Annotated in this window: 19 protein-coding genes; 16 read left to right on the top strand and 3 right to left on the bottom strand. The window is 64.4% G+C overall.

The window, feature by feature from the left end; translation table 11 throughout:
• Nucleotides 1-270: 270 nt before the first annotated feature.
• Entirely contained in the window at nt 271-1,116 is an 846-nt protein-coding gene (locus AC1VXC_RS07065; protein ID WP_313171167.1) for a universal stress protein, read from the bottom strand.
• Nucleotides 1,117-1,265: 149 nt separating this feature from the next.
• Between AC1VXC_RS07065 and AC1VXC_RS07070 the strand changes: the two genes are divergently transcribed.
• Nucleotides 1,266-1,886: a TetR/AcrR family transcriptional regulator gene (locus AC1VXC_RS07070; RefSeq protein WP_313171165.1), complete on the top strand. Its 621-nt coding sequence runs from the start codon at nt 1,266-1,268 to the stop codon at nt 1,884-1,886.
• 63 nt (nt 1,887-1,949) lie between these two features.
• On the opposite strand, the gene AC1VXC_RS07075 is transcribed toward AC1VXC_RS07070, so the two are convergent.
• Nucleotides 1,950-3,389, bottom strand: coding sequence for an aldehyde dehydrogenase family protein (locus AC1VXC_RS07075; protein WP_481538159.1), 1,440 nt, complete (start codon nt 3,387-3,389; stop codon nt 1,950-1,952).
• Nucleotides 3,390-3,967: 578 nt separating this feature from the next.
• On the opposite strand from AC1VXC_RS07075, the gene AC1VXC_RS07080 reads away from it, so the two are divergent.
• Nucleotides 3,968-4,294 carry a hypothetical protein gene (locus tag AC1VXC_RS07080; RefSeq protein WP_313171161.1) on the top strand — a complete coding sequence of 109 codons (327 nt, stop codon included), beginning with the start codon at nt 3,968-3,970 and terminating at the stop codon, nt 4,292-4,294.
• On the opposite strand, the gene AC1VXC_RS07085 is transcribed toward AC1VXC_RS07080, so the two are convergent.
• Nucleotides 4,291-4,695, bottom strand: a complete 405-nt coding sequence (locus AC1VXC_RS07085) for a ribonucleotide reductase subunit alpha (protein ID WP_313171356.1) — start codon at nt 4,693-4,695, stop codon at nt 4,291-4,293. The genes AC1VXC_RS07080 and AC1VXC_RS07085 overlap by 4 nt on opposite strands.
• Nucleotides 4,696-4,890: 195 nt before the next feature.
• On the opposite strand from AC1VXC_RS07085, the gene moaA reads away from it, so the two are divergent.
• The 14 genes from moaA to AC1VXC_RS07155 all read left to right on the top strand — a co-directional run bounded on the left by moaA (nt 4,891) and on the right by AC1VXC_RS07155 (nt 20,370).
• Nucleotides 4,891-5,871 carry a GTP 3',8-cyclase MoaA gene (moaA, locus tag AC1VXC_RS07090; protein ID WP_313494064.1) on the top strand — a complete coding sequence of 327 codons (981 nt, stop codon included), beginning with the start codon at nt 4,891-4,893 and terminating at the stop codon, nt 5,869-5,871.
• An 8-nt stretch (nt 5,872-5,879) separates the two neighbouring features.
• Complete coding sequence (gene moaCB, locus AC1VXC_RS07095) at nt 5,880-6,878, top strand: bifunctional molybdenum cofactor biosynthesis protein MoaC/MoaB (RefSeq protein WP_313494062.1); 999 nt, start codon at nt 5,880-5,882, stop codon at nt 6,876-6,878.
• Nucleotides 6,875-8,137, top strand: a complete 1,263-nt coding sequence (locus AC1VXC_RS07100) for a molybdopterin molybdotransferase MoeA (protein WP_481538158.1) — start codon at nt 6,875-6,877, stop codon at nt 8,135-8,137. The genes moaCB and AC1VXC_RS07100 overlap by 4 nt, the downstream gene beginning before the upstream one ends.
• On the top strand, nt 8,134-8,394 hold the full coding sequence (locus AC1VXC_RS07105; protein WP_481538157.1) for a MoaD/ThiS family protein: 261 nt from the start codon (nt 8,134-8,136) through the stop codon (nt 8,392-8,394). The genes AC1VXC_RS07100 and AC1VXC_RS07105 overlap by 4 nt, the downstream gene beginning before the upstream one ends.
• A gap of 1 nt (nt 8,395) precedes the next feature.
• A complete protein-coding gene (locus AC1VXC_RS07110) occupies nt 8,396-8,896 on the top strand; it encodes a molybdenum cofactor biosynthesis protein MoaE (RefSeq protein WP_313494060.1) in 501 nt (166 codons plus the stop codon).
• A complete protein-coding gene (gene mobA, locus AC1VXC_RS07115) occupies nt 8,868-9,440 on the top strand; it encodes a molybdenum cofactor guanylyltransferase (protein ID WP_313171150.1) in 573 nt (190 codons plus the stop codon). The genes AC1VXC_RS07110 and mobA overlap by 29 nt, the downstream gene beginning before the upstream one ends.
• Nucleotides 9,437-9,808, top strand: a complete 372-nt coding sequence (locus tag AC1VXC_RS07120) for a hypothetical protein (protein WP_313171148.1) — start codon at nt 9,437-9,439, stop codon at nt 9,806-9,808. The genes mobA and AC1VXC_RS07120 overlap by 4 nt, the downstream gene beginning before the upstream one ends.
• 148 nt (nt 9,809-9,956) lie before the next feature.
• Nucleotides 9,957-11,375, top strand: coding sequence for a NarK family nitrate/nitrite MFS transporter (locus tag AC1VXC_RS07125; RefSeq protein WP_481538156.1), 1,419 nt, complete (start codon nt 9,957-9,959; stop codon nt 11,373-11,375).
• Between the two features lie 69 nt (nt 11,376-11,444).
• Nucleotides 11,445-15,200 carry a nitrate reductase subunit alpha gene (locus tag AC1VXC_RS07130; RefSeq protein ID WP_481538155.1) on the top strand — a complete coding sequence of 1,252 codons (3,756 nt, stop codon included), beginning with the start codon at nt 11,445-11,447 and terminating at the stop codon, nt 15,198-15,200.
• Entirely contained in the window at nt 15,200-16,744 is a 1,545-nt protein-coding gene (narH, locus tag AC1VXC_RS07135; RefSeq protein ID WP_253133744.1) for a nitrate reductase subunit beta, read from the top strand. The genes AC1VXC_RS07130 and narH overlap by 1 nt, the downstream gene beginning before the upstream one ends.
• Nucleotides 16,741-17,421: a nitrate reductase molybdenum cofactor assembly chaperone gene (gene narJ / locus AC1VXC_RS07140; RefSeq protein WP_099475674.1), complete on the top strand. Its 681-nt coding sequence runs from the start codon at nt 16,741-16,743 to the stop codon at nt 17,419-17,421. Before narH ends, narJ begins: the two co-directional genes overlap by 4 nt.
• On the top strand, nt 17,418-18,122 hold the full coding sequence (gene narI / locus AC1VXC_RS07145) for a respiratory nitrate reductase subunit gamma (RefSeq protein WP_004146540.1): 705 nt from the start codon (nt 17,418-17,420) through the stop codon (nt 18,120-18,122). The genes narJ and narI overlap by 4 nt, the downstream gene beginning before the upstream one ends.
• Nucleotides 18,123-18,125: 3 nt before the next feature.
• Nucleotides 18,126-19,016, top strand: coding sequence for a peptidylprolyl isomerase (locus tag AC1VXC_RS07150; RefSeq protein ID WP_313171140.1), 891 nt, complete (start codon nt 18,126-18,128; stop codon nt 19,014-19,016).
• Between the two features lie 22 nt (nt 19,017-19,038).
• Nucleotides 19,039-20,370 carry an MFS transporter gene (locus AC1VXC_RS07155; protein WP_313171138.1) on the top strand — a complete coding sequence of 444 codons (1,332 nt, stop codon included), beginning with the start codon at nt 19,039-19,041 and terminating at the stop codon, nt 20,368-20,370.
• Nucleotides 20,371-20,385: the final 15 nt, after the last annotated feature.

The following is a 20,385-nucleotide window of genomic DNA, read 5'->3' on the forward strand; positions in this document are numbered from 1 at the left end:
GTTGCGCCAAAACCGGCGCTGAACACGGCCGTCCTCAGGCAGGTAGCGGACGCTTGCGGTAAAGAAAAGCCGGGAGGCGGGGCTCTACCGCCTCCCGGCGCGGATGTCATCGCGACATTCGCGCAGTCCGTGGACTGCAGCACTCCTCGGCCGGGGGAGAGACCGGGAGGCATCCCTGCTGAAGGAGAGTCAGCAGGAGATTCGGTGGCTGGCATACAGACTTGCATGCATGTGGCAGACGCTACTTGGTGTGGGGAAGCAAACGTGGGGCTATTGGGAGACGAACAACGGTACGGGCACCTCGCTCAACAGGGTTCGGGTCACGCCGCCAAACAGCACCTCGCTCAACTTGGGCCGGCTATAGGCGCCGAGCACCACCATGTCGCAGTGCGCCGCCTTTGCCTGTGCGACGATCACATCCGCCACCGGCGTGCCCGATGAGGAAAGCCGTTGCAGGTTGACCTTGACCTGGTGGCGGGCGAGATACGCGGCCATGTCCGCGCCGGGTTCGTCGCCGTGCAGGTCGGCCTTGCGTTCCGGGTCGATGATCAACAGGGTGACTTCGGCCGCATTGACCAGCATCGGCATGGCATCGGCGATGGCGCGGCGTGACTGCCTGCTGCCATTCCATGCGACCAGCAGGTTCTTGCCAATGGGTTTGTCACCCCAGTCGCGCGGCACGATCAGGATCGGGATGCCGGATTGCTGCAGTATCTGTGGAGCGGACCAGGTCAGCGGCGAGGCCGGGATGTTCGGATGGCTCACGACCAGCAGGTCGCAGTACAGGGCATGCAGCGAAGACTCGCTGCTGGATTCGGCGTGTGAGATCACCCGTAGTTCGCCACTGACAGCATGGCGCCCCAGCGTGTCGTTCAAGCGCTGCCCCAGCTGCAACGCCCGCGCGGCCATCACCGACTGGTGGCGGACGATCACCTCATGCAATGCCTCGCCCTTGGCAAAGCCTGCCTGCAGGGAGGCTGGCTGCTGGGCCAGGGCGGTAATGCCGATCAGATGTGCGGCATGGCCGCCGGCCAGCCGCGCTGCCGTGTCCAGGATCTGTTGCCCGGCTTCGCTGGCGTCGAACAGTACCGCGATGTCTTTCAGCAAGGTGGTCATGGACAGGCTCCGTTGTGCTTGCCTCGACGGCCGGCGCGGGTCCGGATGCCGAACTGAATTAGAATGATTGTTCTAACTAGAATGATCGTACTACACAACCTGGCTGCGGTCATGCGCAAATCTGGTCACGTCCTCCCAAGGTGCACTTCATGAATGCGAGCAGCAGCGCTGCGTCAGGTCAGGAAAAAGGCGAGGCGCGCCGCCAGCAGGTGCTGGATGCCGCCAGTGCCTGCTTCCGTCGCAATGGTTTCCACGGCACCAGCATCGCCAAGATCTCGAAAGCGGCCGGGATGAGCCCGGGGCACATCTACCACTACTTCGAGAACAAGGAAGCCATCGTCGAGGCCATTGCCAAGCGCGAGGAGCAGAACATCTCCGAGCTTGCGCGCAAGCTCCAGGAAGACGAGAGCGGCGGCAGCCTGGCAACCCGGGTAACGCGGCAGGTCGCCGATTCGGTCGATCGCTGCCTGGACCCCGCCTATCTGGAACTGCAACTGGAGTTGGCCGCCGAAGCCGCACGCAACCCGGCCATCCAGCGCATCCTGCGACAGTCCGACAAGGTGGTGACCGGCGAGTTCATGGCGCTGTCCAACCGGGTCGGGTTGCCGGCGGGCATGCATGCGGCCGAGGTCGAGCTGCGGATGAACATGATTTCGGCCATCTTCAACGGTGTGATGGTGCGCAGTGCGGTGGGGGCCGAGATCGATCGCAAGCAGGTGAGCCGGCTGGTCGAGAAGCTGGTGCGCTGTCTTCTGGATGATGCGGATTGAGTCACCCGCACTGCGCGGTTGAGTGCGCCAGCGGACATTGGCGGTTGGCAAACGTGGCGTGCCTCAGAACCCAGCAGACCTTCTGAATCCGGCGATGGCTGCGGCAATGCTGCGGTCCACCCCGGCCAACGCGGCGGGGCCGAGCATCGCGCCACTGACGAAGCCGTCGGCGACACCTTGTTCGCCGGCGCCGTTGGCGACCGCGCGGTAATGGGTGAAGGTGTCGAAGCCAGCGCGGCCGTGGTAGGCCCCCGAGCCGGAGTTGCCTATGCCACCGAACGGCACTCCAGGCAGCAGGCCATGGAGGAAGCCATCGTTGCGGCTTACCCCGCCGCTGGTCGTATGGTCCAGGAAGTGGCGGAAATCGACGCCGTCGCCGCCAAACCAATAGGCGGCGAGGGGGGCGGGATGACGTGCGATGTAATCGATGGCCTGCTGCACATCGAGATAACGCTTCACTACCAGTACCGGGCCGAATATTTCATGGTGGTTGACCTCGGCGGCCTCGGGCACGTCGACCAACAGGGTAGGCGCGATCCGGCGTGAAGCAGGGTCGGGCAGATAACGAAGCTGGGTGTCTGCCAGAGGCTCCAGTTTCTGTGCCCCCAGCGCGACGGCGTTGTCGATCAGGGCCAGTACGCGTGCATAGTTGCGCGCATCGACGCTGGGCACGATCGCCGGGTTGTGCAGGTAGTCACCTGCAATACTGCGGATCCTGGCCTTGAGGTGGCCAACGAATTCCTCGAACTTCTCATCGGGGATGAATACATAGTCGGGGCAGAGGCAGACCTGGCCTCCATTCAGCAGGCGGCTCGAGACGATACGGGTCGCCGCCAGCAGCAGGTCGGCGTCACGCGCCACCACGACGGGGTTCTTGCCGCCCAGCTCCAGCGTCACCGGCACCAGGTTCTTTGCCGCCGCCTGTGACACCAAGGCGCCTACCTGCGGGGAACCGGTAAAGAACAGGTGATCCAGGCGCAGCGCGGAGAACTGCCGCGCGGTGTCGATATCGCCATTGAAGACCGCTACTTCACTCTCGTCCAAGCGCGCGCAGATTATTTCGCGCAGCAGGGCACCGGTACGCGGGTGTTGCTCGGGGAAATTCAACATCACCCGATTACCTGCAGCCAACGCCGCCATGGCGGGCTGAAGGGTCAAGGCCAAGGGGAAGTTCCATGCACCCATGACTCCGACAACACCCTTTGGCTTGGCCTGCACAAAGCCCCCGGGTACTTCGCGCGGGGCCATCCATTGCGCAAGCTCGTGCAATGACTGTTCGATGTCCTGTACCCAGCTGAGTCCTTCGAAAGCCTTGGAAACCACCGCCGCGCGCCAGCCATAGTCCGCGCAAAGGGCGTCGCTGAGGGCATCTATGTTCTCCAGCAGCGCCAGCGCCAGCCGGCTGGTACGCGCGCTGCGTTCCTGCAGGCTGGGATCGCCCTGCAGGAGAAAGCTTTCCCGTTGCAGGGCCAATACCCGTTCCAGCTCGTGCTGGTCATACATGGGTTCATCTCCATCATTAGTTGGTGCGGAAGCTCGTCTTTCGCGGCTGCACGCGCAGGCCGGCGGCCTTCCGCGCCTGCTATTGCCAGGGCGGGCGGCGCACCTGCCGGGCGGCGAGTGTCTGTGCATCCTTGCGTGCAACCTGCACAGCGGGACACACGGCTGTCCTGTGTCGGCGCTTTCATTCCTGCGCTGCCTGCGCTTGGCTGCAGCGGTCTGCGGCCAGGACCCCCGTCGGTGCTTATGGGTAGCGAGGGTAAGGCGAACCAGCCCGCGCGATCTGTCGCGACTGTTCGGACTAGATGGCGTAGATGGGGCGCTGATGCGGGGCTATCGCGACGTCGCGACAGATGCAGCGCTGGCCTGGGCAGCCGGCGTAGCCGGCATCCGTGTGCCGGGTACCTGGAAAGGTAGGTCGGCTGTCGGAGCGCAGCGGAGCGGACGTCGGCGGCGCCGACATCGCCTTGGAGAGGCACCGGACAGCGCGCTTGCCAGCTGTGGAACGTCAGCGGATTTGACCCGCCCGCTCCACAGGCGCAAGCTCGGGTACAGTGCTGCGCAACTCAGGAGTCCCGATCATGACTGCTGTAGGTTCGATGACTGCCCCGGGCGACAAGCTGCCGCCCTCACGTCTGTGGCGGGTGTTCTGGCTGCAGGGGGTGATTCCCAGCAACCTGTTATGGGGCGCTGCGCTGTGGGCGCTGGCGCAGGGCAGGACGCCCCTGCTGCTTGGTCTGTTCGCGGTGCTGCTGCTCTATACCGGTTGGATCATCCCGACGGTATGGCGGGCGGCCCCCAGTGCACGCAATCCCAATTACGGCATGGCCGCGCGCGGCCTGACTGTGGCCTGGGGCCTGAATACCGTATTGGTGGTGTTCTTCCTTCTTCTGCAGTTGGCCACCTAGTAGAACTGCACGGGGGCGCCGTCGCGGTCGAATGCGGCGAAGCGGCTGATCTGGCCGTCGTTGATGGCGTTGACCATCAGCCGCAGCGGCTGCGCGGCTTCATCGCTGGAAGGAGCAACGCCGGCACGCCCGTCCAGCGAAGCAACGAACACCAGGTCCCAGGCCAGGCCGGTGTTGGCAGACTCCGCGGCAAGTGCGGCAAACGAGGCGACTTCCTGCGGGGCCTTGTCCACGCACAGCACCGGGCTCAGGGTGCCGCCTTCGCCGCTGTTGTGGCGGGCATGCTGATCGGCGGTGGGGGATTCGGGCAGTTCGGCTTTGACGAATACGAACAACAGGCGTTGTGGCTCGGTCTGCTCAAGCGCGGCACGCAACAGGTCGTCGAAATCACTCAGCATCATGGTGGTGTTCACAAGGAGGAAGCCGTTGAGAGCTCATGCTGCCACAGCTGCCGAAGGTCTGGCGGGAGTCCGGATTGATTTAAGTCATACCATCGTCGCAATAGCCCACGTACGCTGACAGCCATTCAATACAGGCGAGGGCATCCCGGCATGCCGGGCGAGCGTGGAAACGTGGAGTCAGGAGGTGAAACAGCCATGAGCCAACTCACCGACGGCTTCGGTCGCAGCTTTCCCTATCTGCGCCTGTCGCTGACCGAAGCCTGCAACTTCCGTTGCAGCTATTGCCTGCCCGACGGTTACCAGGCCGATGGCCGGCCGCAGTTCCTGGCGGTGGATGAGATCGAGCGGCTGGTGCGTGCGTTTGCCGCGTTGGGCATGCACAAGATCCGCCTGACCGGCGGCGAGCCAAGCCTGCGCAAGGACCTGACCCAGATCATCGCCACGGTTGCGAAGGTGCCGGGCATCCGCAAGGTTGCCATCACCACCAATGGCTGCCTGCTGCCGCGGCACCTGCCCGGCTGGCATCGCGCCGGCCTGACCGCGCTGAACGTGAGCATGGACAGCCTGCAGCGTGAACGCTTCCACGCCATCACTGGCCACGACCGCCTGCCTGAAATCATGGAGGGCATCGCCCTGGCGCAGGAACTGGGCCTGCAGTCGATCAAGCTCAACGCAGTGCTGCTGCGCGGGCTGAACGATGACGAGCTGCCGGCATGGATGGAATTCCTGCGCGACCGGCCGATCAGCGTGCGCTTCATCGAGTTGATGCGCACCGGTGACAACCGCGAGTATTTCGAGCGCCATCATCTGCGCGCCGACGTGGTCATCGAGCAACTGTTGATGGCCGGTTGGAGTGAGCGCAAACGCGGTGCCGATGCCGGCCCGGCGCGCGAGTTCACCCACCCTGACTATCGCGGCAGCATCGGCATCATCGCGCCGTATTCAAAGGATTTCTGCAAAGGCTGCAACCGCCTGCGGGTCACCGCGCGTGGTGATCTGCGGCTGTGCCTGTTCGGAGACTTCGGCGTGGCGCTGCGCCCGCTGTTGCAGTCCGACGACGACCAGGACGCGCTGCTGGCGCGCATCACCACCCAGCTTGGGCTCAAGGCAGCCGGGCATGGACTGCATTTCGGCCAGACCGGGCTTACCCCGCACCTGGCCTCGATTGGAGGATGAAACACGCAATGAGTGGGCAGATTAGTGCGGCATTCCACATGGCCGATGTACGCGACAAACGCATCACCCGTCGCCGCGCGGTGGCGGTAGGTGAGCTGATTGCAGGGCCTGTTGCCTACCCGTTGATCGTCGAGCGTCGCCTGCCCAAGGGCGATGCGCTGGTGATGGCCGAGATCGCCGGCCTGCAGGGCGCCAAGATGGCCTCGGCATTGATGCCGATGTGCCATCCGCTGCCGTTGGAGCTGGTGCGGGTGTACTGCGCGCCGGTGCCAGAACGCCAGGCGATCCGGGTCTGGTGCGAGTGTGCCAGCGAAGCGCGCACCGGCGTGGAAATGGAAGCGCTGGCCGGCGTCAACGCGGCGCTGCTGACCTTGTATGACCTGAGCAAGCCGGTCGAGCCTGCGCTGGAGATCAGTGGGATCCGCCTGTTGTTCAAGGAAGGCGGCAAGAGCGGCGTGTGGACACACCCGCAGGGCATGGATGCCGGCGAGCTCGAACGTTTCCGGCCACGCCCGCCCAAGACTCTGGGGGCCGCGCGCTGTGCGGTGATCACCCTCAGCGACCGCGCAAGCCGTGGCGATTACGTCGACGAATCCGGGCCGGTATTGGTCCAGGGTTTGCAGGCGCTGGGCGGTGACGTGGTCAGCAATGAAGTATTGGCGGACGGCATCGAACCGCTGGTCGCGCGTCTGCGCGCGCTGGCTGCCGATGGTGTGCGTCTTTGCCTGTGCACTGGCGGTACCGGCCTGGGCCCGCGTGATCTGACGCCCGAGGCCTTGCAGGCTTTGGGCGGGCGCCCGGTGCCCGGACTGGCACAGATGCTGCGCGGACTCAGTGCCCAGCACACGCCGATGGCCTGGCTGAGCCGCGCCGAAGTCGTGCAACTGGACGATCTGCTGGTCATCGCCCTGCCGGGCAGTCCGCGTGCCGCCGCACAGTGCATGAACATCCTCACCCCCGTGCTCGGCCATGCCTTGGCGATGATGGATGGGGGCTCGCACGCATGATCAGTTATGCGCAGGCGCTGCAGCAGTTGCTGGCAGCCGCACCGGCAGCGCGTAGTGAACAGGTCGCGATCGTTGCTGCCGCCGACCGGATACTGGCTGCACCGGTAAACAGCGCGCAGGACCTGCCGCCGTTCGACAACGCCGCGATGGATGGCTTCGCGCTGTGCGCGAACGGGCAACCGGTGGTGGCGGGCAGTGTGCTGCAGGTGCAGGGTTGGCAGGCCGCAGGCGATACCGCCGCTGCAGACGGCGATTCCGCGCAGGCCTGGGAGATCATGACCGGCGCGCGCATGCCGTCGGGCCTGGACAGCGTGGTTCCGGTTGAACAGGTGGAAGTGTTGGAGGCCGTTGAAGGTCGTCCCACCCGGGTGCGTCTGCAGGCAACAGTGAAGCCCGGGCAGCACGTGCGACTGCGTGGCCAGGATGTGGAACAGGGTGAAACCGTGCTGGCTGCGGGAGCGCTGCTGCACGTCAATGCGATGACCTTGCTGCATGCACTCGGCGTTGCCAGCGTGCAGGTGCAGCAGCAACCGCAGGTTGCGGTGATCAGCACCGGCAAGGAACTGATCAGCGATGCGACCGCGGAACTGCAATCCGGGCAGATCCGCGACAGCAATCGCCCGTTCCTGGTCAGCCGCCTGCGTGCTGCAGGTGCTGATGTGGTCTGGAATGGCGTGGTCAGCGATGACGTGGCAGCCTTTGACGCCGCGCTGGACGCGGCCTTGGCCGCCGGTGCGCGGGTGGTGCTGAGCACCGGCGCGGTATCGCAGGGTCGCTACGATTTCATTCCCGATGCGCTGCGCGCGCGTGGCGCCGAGATCATCTTCCACAAAGTCGCCATTCGCCCGGGCAAGCCGCTGCTGTTCGCGCGGCTGGCCGATGGCACGCTGTATTTTGGCCTGCCGGGCAACCCGATCTCCGCTGCGGTAGGCCTGCGCTTCTTCGTCGAGCCGGTGCTGCGAAAGATGCTTGGTCTCGCAGAAGAGAAGGTATTGCAGTTGCCGCTGCAGGCCGACGTGCGCAAGCCACCGGGCCTGCGTTTCCATGCGCGCGCACGCGTGCAGGCCGATGCCAGCGGGCAGTTGCGAGTGAGTGTGCTGGCCGGGCAGGAGTCATTCCGCCTCAAGACCATGCTGCGCGCCAATGCGTGGGTGGTGCTGGAAGGCGAGGGTGATCTGGCCACGGCTGGCAGTCTGGTACGCGTACAGGGCTGGGGCCACCGCGAGCCGGTGCAGCTCAGCCCGCAGGAGATGTCATGAAAGAGATGGTAGTGCAGCTGTTTGGCGCATTTTCGGAGCTGGACCCGCAGCGCGAAATCCGCGTGCCGGTCGAAGGCGGGCAGGTCATCGACCTGCGCAGGGCGCTGCGCGCGCTGCTGCAGCAGCGCTACCCGCAGTTCCGTGCCGGCCTGGTCGATTACTCGGCATTTGCCGATGAACAACGCGTTCTGCGCGACAACGATGTGCTGCCCGGCGACGGCCGCGTTGCCATCCTGCCGCCAGTGAGTGGAGGCTGAAATGAGCTTCGAGAGTGTATGGAAAGTGGTGGACCGTGCCGATGCGGCGATTGATCCGGCCGAAGGCATCGCCGCTGTGTCCGATCCGGGCTTCGGGGGCATCGATGTCTTCATCGGCAAGGTGCGCGATCTGAACCAGGGCCGGCCAGTGCTGGGCATCACCTATGACCTGTTCGAACCGCTGGTGTTGAACGAGTTCCAGCGACAGATCGCCGAGATCACTGCCGATTTCGGCCCGCGCATAAAACTCTATGTGGCCCATGCCAAGGGCCGGCTGGCAGTCGGCGATGTCGCCGTGGTCGTCGCCGCCGGCAGCCCGCACCGTGACGAAGCGTTCCGCGCCTGCCGGCAGTTGATCGAAGGGGTGAAGCACCGTTCGCCGATCTGGAAGCAGGAGCATTACCAGGACGGCGACAGTGAATGGAGCGAAGGCTGCAGCCTGTGCCAGCCCGATACCGAGCACGCGCATATCGATGGGCATGTCCACGACCACTCGCATTGAACCAGCGCCGGTCGCCGGCATCGTGCTGGCCGGCGGGCTTTCCAGTCGCATGGGCCAGGACAAGGCGCTGCTGCGGTGGCGTGGACGGACCTTGCTTGAACACAGTTGTGCGCTGCTCAGTGCGCTTGGTGCCCAGCCCGTGAAGGTGAGTGGTGACTATCCGGGCTTCGATTCGGTCCCCGATGCGGTGCCGCGCTGCGGCCCGCTGGGCGGCCTCTACAGCGTAGTGGAGACGCTGGCCGACGGACCGGCATGGGTAGTGCCGGTGGATATGCCCTTGCTGGATGTGTCACTGCTGCGACAGCTGTGTGATGGAACAGCGCCTTGTGTGACGTATTCAGGCGAACCGGTGCCAATGTACTTGAACATCGACGGCGCTTGCCGCAGTCTGCTGTTTGAAATGGTCACGGGTACAGACGGGCCACGCTCGCTACGCATGTTCCAACGCCGTCTCGGCGGCCTGGAGCTGCCGCTGCCAGCCGGTGCCGGTGCCCGCCTTGTGAATTGCAATACCCCCCGCCAATGGGAGGAAGTTGCGTCATGAAAGTCCAGATCCAGTCGCAGTCGCTACGGCTGCGCATTGATGAAAGCGAGCTGGCACGCCTGCTCGCTGGCGAGGTACTGGAGAACCAGACCTGGCTGGGCACGCCCGGAGCCGTGTCGCAGCGCCTGCAGCTGCACGACACGGCGGAGGCGCTGCTGGATGGTGATGCAACCACGTTGGTGATCAAGCTGCCGCGCGAAGACGTGCTGGCGCTGCAGGCACGTTTGCCTTGCCGTGACGGCCTGAGCTTCGCGCTGCCGACGCAGGCACTGCCGCTGCAGCTTCAGTTCGATGTGGATGTACGTGACAGCGTGCGTCAACGTGGCGTTCAACGTCGTAATCACGCCGACGCCGTAAGCATCGGTTGATATTTGTCAGGTAGGTGGCACGAGAGCGCCATTGGATTGATCAAGATCAAGACTGCCCCAGGGGGCGCCGGGCTTAATGACGCCGTGGCGACTGGGCAAGCAACCGCACAGCAAGCCAGCGCCGTATAAAACAGCCTTGGAGCGATGCATGAGTGCCAGTCGCGATGTCGTAAAGCAGAGCAGTGCCGGTCCCGGTCGCGTCATCAGCGATTGGAAGCCCGAGGATCCCGATTATTGGGAACGCACCGGCAAGAAGGTCGCCACCCGCAACCTGGTGATATCGATTCCGGCGCTGTTGCTGGCGTTCTCGGTGTGGGTACTGTTCTCGGCGGTCACCATCAGCCTGCCCAAGATCGGTTTCGCCTTCACCACTGACCAGCTGTTCTGGCTGGTGGCCCTGCCCAGTCTGTCCGGCGCCACGCTGCGCATTTTCTACTCCTTCGTCATCCCGATCTTCGGCGGTCGCCGCTGGACCGCGTTGTCGACCGCATCACTGCTGCTGCCGACCTTGTGGCTGGGCTTCGCGGTGCAGAACCCGGCCACGCCGTACTGGGTATTCGTGTTGATCGCCATCCTGTGTGGTTTCGGCGGCGCGAATTTTTCGTCGTCGATGTCCAACATCTCCTTCTTCTATCCCAAGCAGCGCCAGGGCATGGCGCTGGGTTTGAATGCAGGCCTGGGCAATGTCGGCGTATCGGTCTCGCAGGCAGTGGTACCGCTGGTGATCAGCGTTGGTGTGTTTGGTGCGATGGGCGGTGCCCCTCAGGCAGTAGTCGACGGCGGAGCGCCTTTGTTCGTGCAGAACGCCGGCTTCATCTGGGTGCCGTTCATCGCCTTCTTCGCGCTGGCCGCCTGGTTCGGCATGAATGATCTGACCAGTGCGCGCTCGTCGTTCTCCGAGCAGGCGGTGATCTTCCGCCGCAAGCACAACTGGCTGATGTGCTGGTTGTACATCGGCACCTTCGGTTCCTATATCGGCTTTTCTGCTGGTTTCCCGATGCTGGTCAAGAGCCAGTTCCCGGATGTGAATCCACTGGCCTATGCCTTCATCGGCCCGCTGCTGGGTGCGCTGATGCGCTCGGTCGGCGGCAGCATGGCTGACCGCTGGGGCGGCGCACGCCTGACCTTCTGGGTGTTCGCGCTGATGATCGCGGCGGTGTTCGGCGTGCTGCACTTCCTGCCCAGCAATGGCCAGGGCGGCAACTTCTACGGTTTCCTGCTCTCGTTCATGGCCTTGTTCGTGCTCAGCGGCATCGGCAACGGCACCACCTTCCGGATGATTCCGGTGATCTTCCGCACGCTGCACGAGCGCCTGTCGGCCAATGAAGGCGCCGAAGGCAAGAAGGCCGCCGCGCACCAGGCCAGCATCGAGTCGGCCGCGGTCGTCGGCTTCTCAGGTGCCATCGGTGCCTACGGCGGCTTCTTCATCCCCAAGAGTTATGGCTCTTCCATCACCTTGACTGGCAGCCCGGACATGGCGCTGTACGGCTTCATTGCGTTCTACATCACCTGCCTGGCGGTTACCTGGTGGTGGTACTACCGGCGCGGGGCTGAAACCCCCTGCTGAGAAAGCAATGCACCGCAGCCAGATGCAACACACAGCCACGATGCAGCAGTTTGCGAACGGAGATTCACCATGAGCTATTTCCTTGATCGCTTGCAGTTCTTCAAGCGGGATCCACAACCCTTCGCCGACGGCCATGGGTTCAGCAAGAGCGAAGGACGGGACTGGGAAAACAGTTATCGCGCCCGCTGGCAGTACGACAAGATCGTACGTTCCACCCACGGCGTGAACTGCACGGGCTCCTGCAGCTGGAAGATCTACGTCAAGAACGGCCTGGTCACCTGGGAAACCCAGCAGACCGACTACCCGCGCACCCGCCCGGACCTGCCCAATCACGAACCGCGTGGCTGCCCGCGTGGTGCCAGCTACTCCTGGTACCTGTACAGCGCCAACCGGCTGAAGTACCCGCTGATCCGTGGCACGCTGCTGCGCATGTGGCGGCAGGCCCGCAAGACCCTGTCACCGGTCGAGGCCTGGGCCAGCATCGTGCAGGACCCGGCCAAGTCGCGTGAGTACAAGCGTCGCCGCGGCATGGGCGGCTTCGTGCGGCTGAACTGGGACGAGGCCAACGAGATCATCGCCGCCTCCAACCTCTACACCACCAAGGAATACGGCCCGGATCGCATTGTCGGCTTCTCGCCGATCCCGGCGATGTCGATGGTGTCCTATGCGGCGGGTGCGCGCTATCTGTCGCTGCTCGGTGGTGCCTGTCTTTCCTTCTACGACTGGTATTGCGATCTGCCGCCGGCCTCGCCGCAGGTGTGGGGCGAGCAGACCGACGTGCCGGAATCGGCCGACTGGTACAACAGCCGCTACATCATCGCCTGGGGCTCGAACGTGCCGCAGACGCGTACGCCGGATGCGCACTTCTTCACCGAGGCGCGCTACAACGGCACCAAGACGGTGGCGATCTGCCCCGACTACTCGGAGCTGGCCAAGCTCACCGACCATTGGCTGCATCCCAAGCAGGGCACCGACGCGGCGCTGGCGTTCGCCTTCGGCCACGTGATCCTGCGCGAGTTCCACGTCGACACGCCTTCGCAGTACTTCCAGGACTACTGCCGCCAGTACTCGGACATGCCGATGCTGGTGCGCATCGAGCGCCGCGCCGATGGCCGGCTGGTGCCGGGTCACTTCCTGCGCGCCAGTGAGCTGGGCGGGCTGGGCGAGAGCAACAATCCGGAATGGAAGACGCTGGCGTTCGACGAGAACAGCGGTGATATCACTGTGCCGAACGGCTCGGTCGGCTTCCGTTGGGGCGAGAAGGGAAAGTGGAACATCGAGGAAAAGGCCAGCGATGGCCATGACACGCGTCTGCGCCTGAGCCTGGCCGATATCCACGACGGCATCGAGGCGGTGAGCTTCCCGTACTTCGGCGGCATCGAGAGCGATGGCTGGACCGCCGCACCGGCCGAGGACGTACTGGAGCGCAACATCCCGCTGCGCCGCCTGCAGTTGGCCGATGGCGGCGAAGCATTGGTCGCCACGGTCTATGACCTGCTGCTGGCGCAGTACGGCGTTGATCGCGGCTTCGGTGGCGGCAATGTCGCCAAGAGCTTCGATGACAACGTGCCGGGTACGCCGGCCTGGCAGGAACGCATCACCGGCGTGTCACGCGCCGAGGTGATCGAGATTGCCCGTGAGTTCGCCCGCACCGCCGACAAGACCCATGGGCGCAGCATGATCATCGTCGGCGCCGGCATGAACCACTGGTTCCACAACGACATGAACTACCGCGGCCTGATCAACATGCTGGTCATGTGTGGCTGCGTGGGCCAGACCGGTGGTGGTTGGGCGCACTACGTGGGCCAGGAAAAGCTGCGTCCGCAGACCGGTTGGCAGCCGCTGGCCTTCGGCCTGGACTGGAGCCGCCCGCCGCGGCAGATGAACGGCACCTCGTTCTTCTACTTCAATACCGGGCAGTGGCGTTACGAGAAGCTGCAGGTGGACGAACTGCTGTCGCCGCTGGCCGATGCCTCCAAGTACAGCGGCAGCCTGGCCGACCTCAACCTGCGCGCAGTGCGCATGGGCTGGCTGCCGAGTGCGCCGCAGCTGGACCGTAATCCGCTGCAGCTGGTGCGCGAGGCCGAACAGGCCGGCATCGCACCGGCCGACTACGCGCTGTCCAAGTTCAAGGACGGTTCGCTGGACTTCGCCTTCGCCGATCCGGATGCCGCGCAGAACCACCCACGCATGATGTTCATCTGGCGCTCCAACCTGCTCGGTTCCTCCGGCAAGGGCCACGAGTACATGCTGCGGCATCTGCTTGGCACGCGTCACGGCCTGCAGGGCAAGGACCTGGGCGAGATGGGGGCGCTCAAGCCCGAGGACGTGAAGTGGCGTGACGAAGCGCCGGAAGGCAAGCTCGACCTGCTGGTGACGCTGGACTTCCGCATGTGCACCACCGCGCTGTACTCGGACATCGTGCTGCCGACCGCCACCTGGTACGAGAAGGACGACCTCAACACCTCGGACATGCATCCCTTCATCCACCCGCTGTCCAAGGCGGTGGACCCGGCCTGGGAATCGCGCAGCGACTGGGAAATCTTCAAGGGCGTCGCGCGTACGCTCAGCGACATGGCGCCGGGCGTGCTCGGTGTCGAGAAGGATCTGGTGCTGGTGCCGACCCTGCACGACACGCCCAATGAACTGGGCATGCCGTTCGGCGTCGCCGACTGGAAGAAGGGCCAGTGCGAGGCCATTCCCGGCAAGACCATGCCGAGCATGGCGGTAGTCGAGCGTGACTACCCCAACCTCTATCGCAAGTTCACCTCGCTGGGCCCGCTGCTGGACAAGCTCGGCAATGGTGGCAAGGGCATGAGCTGGGATACCAGGCACGAGGTGGAATTCCTCGGCAAGCTCAACCACACCGTGCTGGACGAAGGCATCAGCCAGGGCCGGCCGGCGATCGATACCGCCATCGATGCCTGCGAAGTGATCCTGCACCTGGCACCGGAAACCAATGGCCATGTCGCGGTCAAGGCCTGGGAATCGCTGGGCACCTTCACCGGCCGCGAGCACACCCATCTGGCGGTGGGCAAGGAACACGAGGCGATCCGCTTCCGTGACATCCAGGCGCAGCCGCGCAAGATCATTTCCTCGCCGATCTGGTCCGGGCTGGAAGACGACAACGTCAGCTACAACGCCGGCTACACCAATGTGCACGAACTGATTCCATGGCGCACGGTGACCGGCCGCCAGCAGTTCTACCAGGACCACGAGTGGATGATCGACTTCGGTGAGGCCTTCATGAGCTACCGGCCGCCGGTCAATACGCGCACGGTGGAGCCGCTGCTCAACAAGCGCCAGAACGGCAACAAGGAGATCGTGCTGAACTGGATCACCCCGCACCAGAAGTGGGGCATCCACAGCACCTACAGCGACAACCTGATCATGCAGACGCTGTCGCGTGGCGGCCCCATCGTCTGGTTGAGCGAGGACGACGCACGCAACGCCGGCATCGAGGACAACGACTGGATCGAGCTGTTCAACGTCAACGGTGCGATTGCTGCACGTGCGGTGGTCAGCCAGCGGGTGATGCCGGGCATGGCGATGATGTACCACGCCCAGGAACGCATCATCAACGTGCCGGGTTCGGAGATCTCCGGCACCCGTGGCGGCATCCACAACTCGGTGACCCGCATCGTGCTCAAGCCCACCCACATGATCGGCGGCTACGCGCAGCTGGCCTGGGGCTTCAACTACTACGGTACCTGCGGTACCAACCGCGATGAGTTCGTGATCGTGCGCAAGATGGACAAGATCGATTGGCTGGATGGTGAGGACGCGAATTCGAGTGCAACCGGCGCCGCACGGGAGGTGGTGTGATGAAAGTACGTGCCCAGATTGCGATGGTCTTGAACCTGGACAAGTGCATCGGCTGCCACACCTGCTCGATCACCTGCAAGAACGTGTGGACCTCGCGCGAAGGCGTGGAGTACGCCTGGTTCAACAACGTCGAGACCAAGCCCGGCATCGGTTATCCCAAGGAATGGGAAAATCAGGAAAAGTGGAACGGCGGTTGGGTGCGCAACGGCAGCGGCAAGCTGGTGCCGCGCGCCGGTGGCCGCTGGCGCATGCTGGCCAAGATCTTCTCCAACCCCGACCTGCCGCAGATCGACGACTACTACGAGCCGTTCGACTTCGATTACCAGCACCTGCACGACGCGCCCGAGCTGAAGCATCAGCCGACCGCACGGCCGCGCTCGCTGCTGACCGGCCAGCGCATGGAGAAGATCGAGTGGGGCCCGAACTGGGAGGAAATCCTTGGTTCGGAGTTCTCCAAGCGTTCGCGTGACTACAACTTCGACAAGGTGCAGAAGGAGATCTACGGCGCCTTCGAAAAGACCTTCATGATGTATCTGCCACGCCTGTGCGAGCACTGCCTCAACCCGGCCTGCGTCTCGGCGTGCCCGTCCGGCGCGATCTACAAGCGCGAGGAAGACGGCATCGTGCTGATCGACCAGGACAAGTGCCGCGGTTGGCGCATGTGTGTGTCGGCCTGCCCGTACAAGAAGATCTATTACAACTGGAAGAGCGGCAAGTCCGAGAAGTGCATCTTCTGCTACCCGCGCATCGAGATGGGCGAGCCCACCGTGTGCTCGGAAACCTGCGTGGGCCGCATCCGCTACCTGGGGGTGATGCTGTACGACGCGGATCGTATCGCCGAGGCCGCATCGGTAGCAGCGGAGAAGGACCTGTACCAGTCGCACCTGGACATCTTCCTGGACCCGTTCGACCCGGCGGTGATCGCCGCTGCGCGTGCCGAAGGCATACCCGACAGCTGGCTGGAATCGGCCAAGCAGTCGCCGGTCTACAAGCTGGCCATCGACTGGAAGCTGGCGCTGCCGCTGCACCCGGAATACCGCACCTTGCCGATGGTCTGGTACGTGCCGCCGTTGTCGCCGATCCAGTCGGCGGCCGAGCGTGGCCATGTCGGCATGAGCGGCGAGCTGCCGGATATCGCTTCGTTGCGCATCCCGGTGCGTTACCTCGCCAACCTGCTGACCGCCGGTGACGAAGCGCCGGTGATCCGTGCCCTGGAGCGGCTGATGGCGATGCGCGCCTGGCGCCGCGCCAAGAACGTGGATGGCGTGGAAGACATGCGCGTGCTCGAACAGGTGGGGCTGACCCCGGCGCAGGTGGAAGAGATGTACCGCTACCTGGCCATCGCCAACTACGAGGACCGTTTCGTCATTCCGAGCGCCCATCGTGAGTACGCCAACGACGCCTTCGGCGAACGTGGCGGCTGCGGTTTCACCTTCGGCAATGGCTGCAACGGCGACAGCCCGGCTGACCTGTTCACCCAGCGCAAGAGCACCACCTTCGCGGTACATCCCAACCGCCAGCACCGGCATGAGGTGGTGAAATGAGTGTGCTCAAGCTGATTGGTGTATTGCTGGACTATCCGCGTGACGAGCTCTGGCAGCATGGCGAGGAGCTGCTCGAGGCCTGCGACGATCCGGCACTGTCGCCGGCCCGTCGCAGGCAGTTGCAGGCCTTCGTCCGTGACCTGCTCGCCACCGACCCGCTGGACGCGCAGGACCGCTGGCTGGCCACGTTCGACCGTGGCCGCTCGATGAGCCTGCTGGTGTTCGAACACATCCATGGCGAGTCGCGTGATCGCGGCCAGGCCATGGTTGACCTGATCGATGCCTATCGCAAGAACGGATTCGAGCTGGATGCGCGCGAACTGCCGGACTATCTGCCGCTACTGCTGGAATACCTTGCGCACCGGCCGCAGGCCGAAGCCAAGGACTGGTTGCACCACATCGGCCACATCGCCGGCATGCTCGCCGCACGCGCGGCCGAGCGGCAGCTGCCGCATGCGGTGCTGCTGGAGATCCTGGTCGAGGCGGGCGAGGGCAAGGTCAACCTGGCCGTGCTGCGCCAGCGGGCCAGCGAAGAAGTGCGCGACGACACCGTCGAAGCCATGGACCGCCTGTGGGAAGAGGAAGCGGTGCGCTTTGGCGCCGATGCACCTTCGCAGGATTGTGATCCACCCCATCGTTCACCGGCACGCGCGCAGCCGCGGGAGATCCAGCCATGAATTACCTCAATCAGTTCGCCTTCCAGTTCTATCCCTACATCGCGGTGGCGGTGCTGTTGATCGGCAGCTGGGCGCGCTATGACAAGGCCATGTACAGCTGGCGTACCGGCTCCACCCAGTTGCTGTCCGACCGCGGCATGCGCTTCGGCAGCAACTGCTTCCACATCGGGATCATCGCCATCCTCGGCGGCCACTTCGTCGGCCTGCTGACCCCGCACGCGCTGTACGAGCCCTTCATCACATCTTCGCAGAAGCAGTTGCTGGCGATGGTGGTGGGTGGCTTCTTCGGCGCGCTGTGCTTCGTCGGCATCACCATCCTGCTGGTGCGCCGGCTGACCAATGCGCGGGTGCGCGCAATCGGCAGCTTCGGTGACACGCTGGTGCTGGTGCTGCTGTTCGCCCAGCTCTGTCTTGGCCTGTACAGCATCAAGGTCTCCGCCGGCCATCTCGATGGCGGGGTGATGGTGATGCTGGCCGAGTGGGCACAGCACATCGTCACCTTCCGTGCCGGCGCGGCCGATTATGTCGAAGGCGTGCATTGGGTTTACAAGGCGCACATCTTCCTCGGCCTGACGCTGGTGTTGATCGCCCCGTTCACCCGCCTGGTGCATGTGTGGAGTGTGCCGATCAGCTACCTGTGGCGCCCGTATCAGGTGGTGCGTCGTCGCCAGGCCACGCTGCGCTACGGTCCGCGGGAGTAAGCCATGGGCAGCCTGCCACGCATTCTCCCCATCACCGTCATCGACTCGCAGACACCGGTGCCGGCCGAGGCCGGCCACCATCACGACGCCGATGACGGCCCGCGCAGCCTTGGCCAACCGGCACCGTGCAGCCTGTACGTGCAGGACACACCGATCAGCGAGGCCGATATCGCCCGCGAGATGCAATACCACCGGGCGATGCGCCCGGAGCAGTCGCGTGCCGATGCGGCGCGTGCGCTGGTGGTACGCGAGCTGCTGCGGCTGGAAGCCGAGCGGCTTGGCCTGGCCGATGCCCCCGGCGTTGGCCAGGAGACCAGCGAGGAAGCACGCATCCAATTGCTGATCGAACAGACGCTGGAAGACCGGGTGCCCAGCGAGGATGACTGCCAGCGTTACTTTGCGCAGAATCCCGAGCGCTTCCGCTCACCGGACCGCATCCGTGTACGCCACATCCTGCTGGCGGCGCCGGCTGACGATATCGCCGGCCGGCTGAAGGCACGCACCCAGGCCGAGAAGCTGATCGGCGAACTGCTGGAGCAGCCACACCTGTTCGCCGATCTGGCCGCGCGCCACTCGCAATGCCCGTCCAGCAGCGAAGGCGGCGAGCTGGGTTGGCTGCAACGCGGCCAGACCACGCCCGAGTTTGACCGCCAGGTATTCCGCCTGCGGCAGGGCCTGGCAGGTTTCCCGGTGGAATCGCGCTGGGGCTACCACGTGGTCAGCATCGATGCGTTGGAAGCCGGTACGGCGCTCAGTTTCGAGCAGGTGCAGCCGCAGATCAGCGACTACCTGGAGCTACAGGTGCGCCAGCGCGACGTGCAGCAGTTCCTGCTGGAACTGCGCGAGCGCTACCCGGTGCGTGGGCTGGAAGACATCGAAGCACAGGCTGAGTAAGACGTAATCCCCAGGAGCGGCAATGAGCCAGAATTTGCAGAACATCAGCAGCGGCGAACAACAACGTGCGCTGTGGCTGAGTACCTTCGCCTTCACCGTGTGTTTCGCGGTGTGGATGATCTTCGCCATCATCGGCATCCAGATCAGCGAGCAGCTGGGCTTGAACGACACCCAGTTTGGTCTGCTGATCGCCACCCCGGTACTGACCGGCTCGGTGATCCGCGTCTTCCTCGGCATCTGGTCCGACCAGTTCGGCGGGCGCAAGGTGATGACCCTGGTGATGCTGTGCGGCGCGGTGGCGACCTGGCTGCTGACCTATGCGCAGACCTACCCGCAGTTCCTGCTGGCGGCCTTGTTCGTCGGCATCGCCGGTGGCAACTTCTCGGTCGGCGTCACCTATGTGTCCAAGTGGTTCCCGGCCGAGAAGCAGGGCACCGCGCTGGGCATCTTCGGTGCCGGCAATATCGGCTCGGCGGTAACCAAGCTGCTGGCACCGCTGGTGATGGTGGCCTCGGGCTGGATGATGGTGGCCAAGCTGTGGGCGGTCGGGTTGGCCGTCACCGCCATCATCTTCTATCTGTTCAGCAAGGAAGATCCCTCGCTGGAGGACCGTCGCCGCAGCGGCGTCAAGCCGATGTCCTTCGCCGAGCAGATGGCACCACTGAAGAACCTGCAGGTATGGCGCTTCTCGCTGTACTACTTCTTCGTGTTCGGCGGCTTCGTCGCGCTGGCGTTGTGGCTGCCGCATTATCTGGTCGGCGCCTACGGCATGGACGTCGGCACGGCTGGCGTGCTGGCCGCCTGTTACTCGATACCGGCCAGCCTGTTCCGGGTGGTGGGCGGCTGGCTGTCCGACCGCATCGGTGCGCGGCGGGTGATGTACTGGACGCTGGGGGTGTCGTCGATCTGTACCTTCATCCTGGCCTATCCGGATACGCGTTATATCGTGCAGGGCATACACGGCGAGATCAGCTTCCACCTGGCGATCAGCGTGACCCTGTTCACCGTGCTGGTATTCGTGCTCGGCTTCTTCATGTCGCTGGGCAAGGCCGCGGTCTACAAGCACATCCCGGTCTACTACCCCCAGCACGTGGGTTCGGTGGGCGGCGTGGTCGGCATGATCGGGGGGCTCGGTGGTTTCATCCTGCCCATCGTGTTTGGCGCCCTGAATGATGCGCTCGGCATCTGGAGCAGCTGCTTCATGCTGCTGTTCGTGCTGGTCAGCATTTCCTTGACCTGGATGCATTTCGCCATCCGCCGGATGGAGCGTCGCAACTTCCCGCAGCTCGATCGCGAGACCGACCTGCCCGAAGCCATCGATGCCGCCGCAGCGGAGAAACAGCGGCGGGCTTGATCCAGATCAGTGAAA

This window comes from Stenotrophomonas sp. STEN033 (assembly GCF_056856655.1).

Bases quoted from the DNA above. Each gene is read 5' to 3' on its own strand.
- mobA (WP_313171150.1), top strand. From the start codon at position 8,868: ATGGGCATGTCCACGACCACTCGCATTGAACCAGCGCCGGTCGCCGGC.
- narH (WP_253133744.1), top strand. From the start codon at position 15,200: ATGAAAGTACGTGCCCAGATTGCGATGGTCTTGAACCTGGACAAGTGC.
- AC1VXC_RS07150 (WP_313171140.1), top strand. From the start codon at position 18,126: ATGGGCAGCCTGCCACGCATTCTCCCCATCACCGTCATCGACTCGCAG.
- AC1VXC_RS07110 (WP_313494060.1), top strand. From the start codon at position 8,396: ATGAGCTTCGAGAGTGTATGGAAAGTGGTGGACCGTGCCGATGCGGCG.
- narI (WP_004146540.1), top strand. From the start codon at position 17,418: ATGAATTACCTCAATCAGTTCGCCTTCCAGTTCTATCCCTACATCGCG.
- AC1VXC_RS07125 (WP_481538156.1), top strand. From the start codon at position 9,957: ATGAGTGCCAGTCGCGATGTCGTAAAGCAGAGCAGTGCCGGTCCCGGT.
- AC1VXC_RS07065 (WP_313171167.1), bottom strand. From the start codon at position 1,116: ATGACCACCTTGCTGAAAGACATCGCGGTACTGTTCGACGCCAGCGAA.
- AC1VXC_RS07155 (WP_313171138.1), top strand. From the start codon at position 19,039: ATGAGCCAGAATTTGCAGAACATCAGCAGCGGCGAACAACAACGTGCG.
- AC1VXC_RS07080 (WP_313171161.1), top strand. From the start codon at position 3,968: ATGACTGCTGTAGGTTCGATGACTGCCCCGGGCGACAAGCTGCCGCCC.
- AC1VXC_RS07085 (WP_313171356.1), bottom strand. From the start codon at position 4,695: ATGATGCTGAGTGATTTCGACGACCTGTTGCGTGCCGCGCTTGAGCAG.
- AC1VXC_RS07130 (WP_481538155.1), top strand. From the start codon at position 11,445: ATGAGCTATTTCCTTGATCGCTTGCAGTTCTTCAAGCGGGATCCACAA.
- AC1VXC_RS07075 (WP_481538159.1), bottom strand. From the start codon at position 3,389: ATGTATGACCAGCACGAGCTGGAACGGGTATTGGCCCTGCAACGGGAA.
- AC1VXC_RS07120 (WP_313171148.1), top strand. From the start codon at position 9,437: ATGAAAGTCCAGATCCAGTCGCAGTCGCTACGGCTGCGCATTGATGAA.
- moaA (WP_313494064.1), top strand. From the start codon at position 4,891: ATGAGCCAACTCACCGACGGCTTCGGTCGCAGCTTTCCCTATCTGCGC.
- moaCB (WP_313494062.1), top strand. From the start codon at position 5,880: ATGAGTGGGCAGATTAGTGCGGCATTCCACATGGCCGATGTACGCGAC.
- AC1VXC_RS07070 (WP_313171165.1), top strand. From the start codon at position 1,266: ATGAATGCGAGCAGCAGCGCTGCGTCAGGTCAGGAAAAAGGCGAGGCG.
- narJ (WP_099475674.1), top strand. From the start codon at position 16,741: ATGAGTGTGCTCAAGCTGATTGGTGTATTGCTGGACTATCCGCGTGAC.
- AC1VXC_RS07100 (WP_481538158.1), top strand. From the start codon at position 6,875: ATGATCAGTTATGCGCAGGCGCTGCAGCAGTTGCTGGCAGCCGCACCG.
- AC1VXC_RS07105 (WP_481538157.1), top strand. From the start codon at position 8,134: ATGAAAGAGATGGTAGTGCAGCTGTTTGGCGCATTTTCGGAGCTGGAC.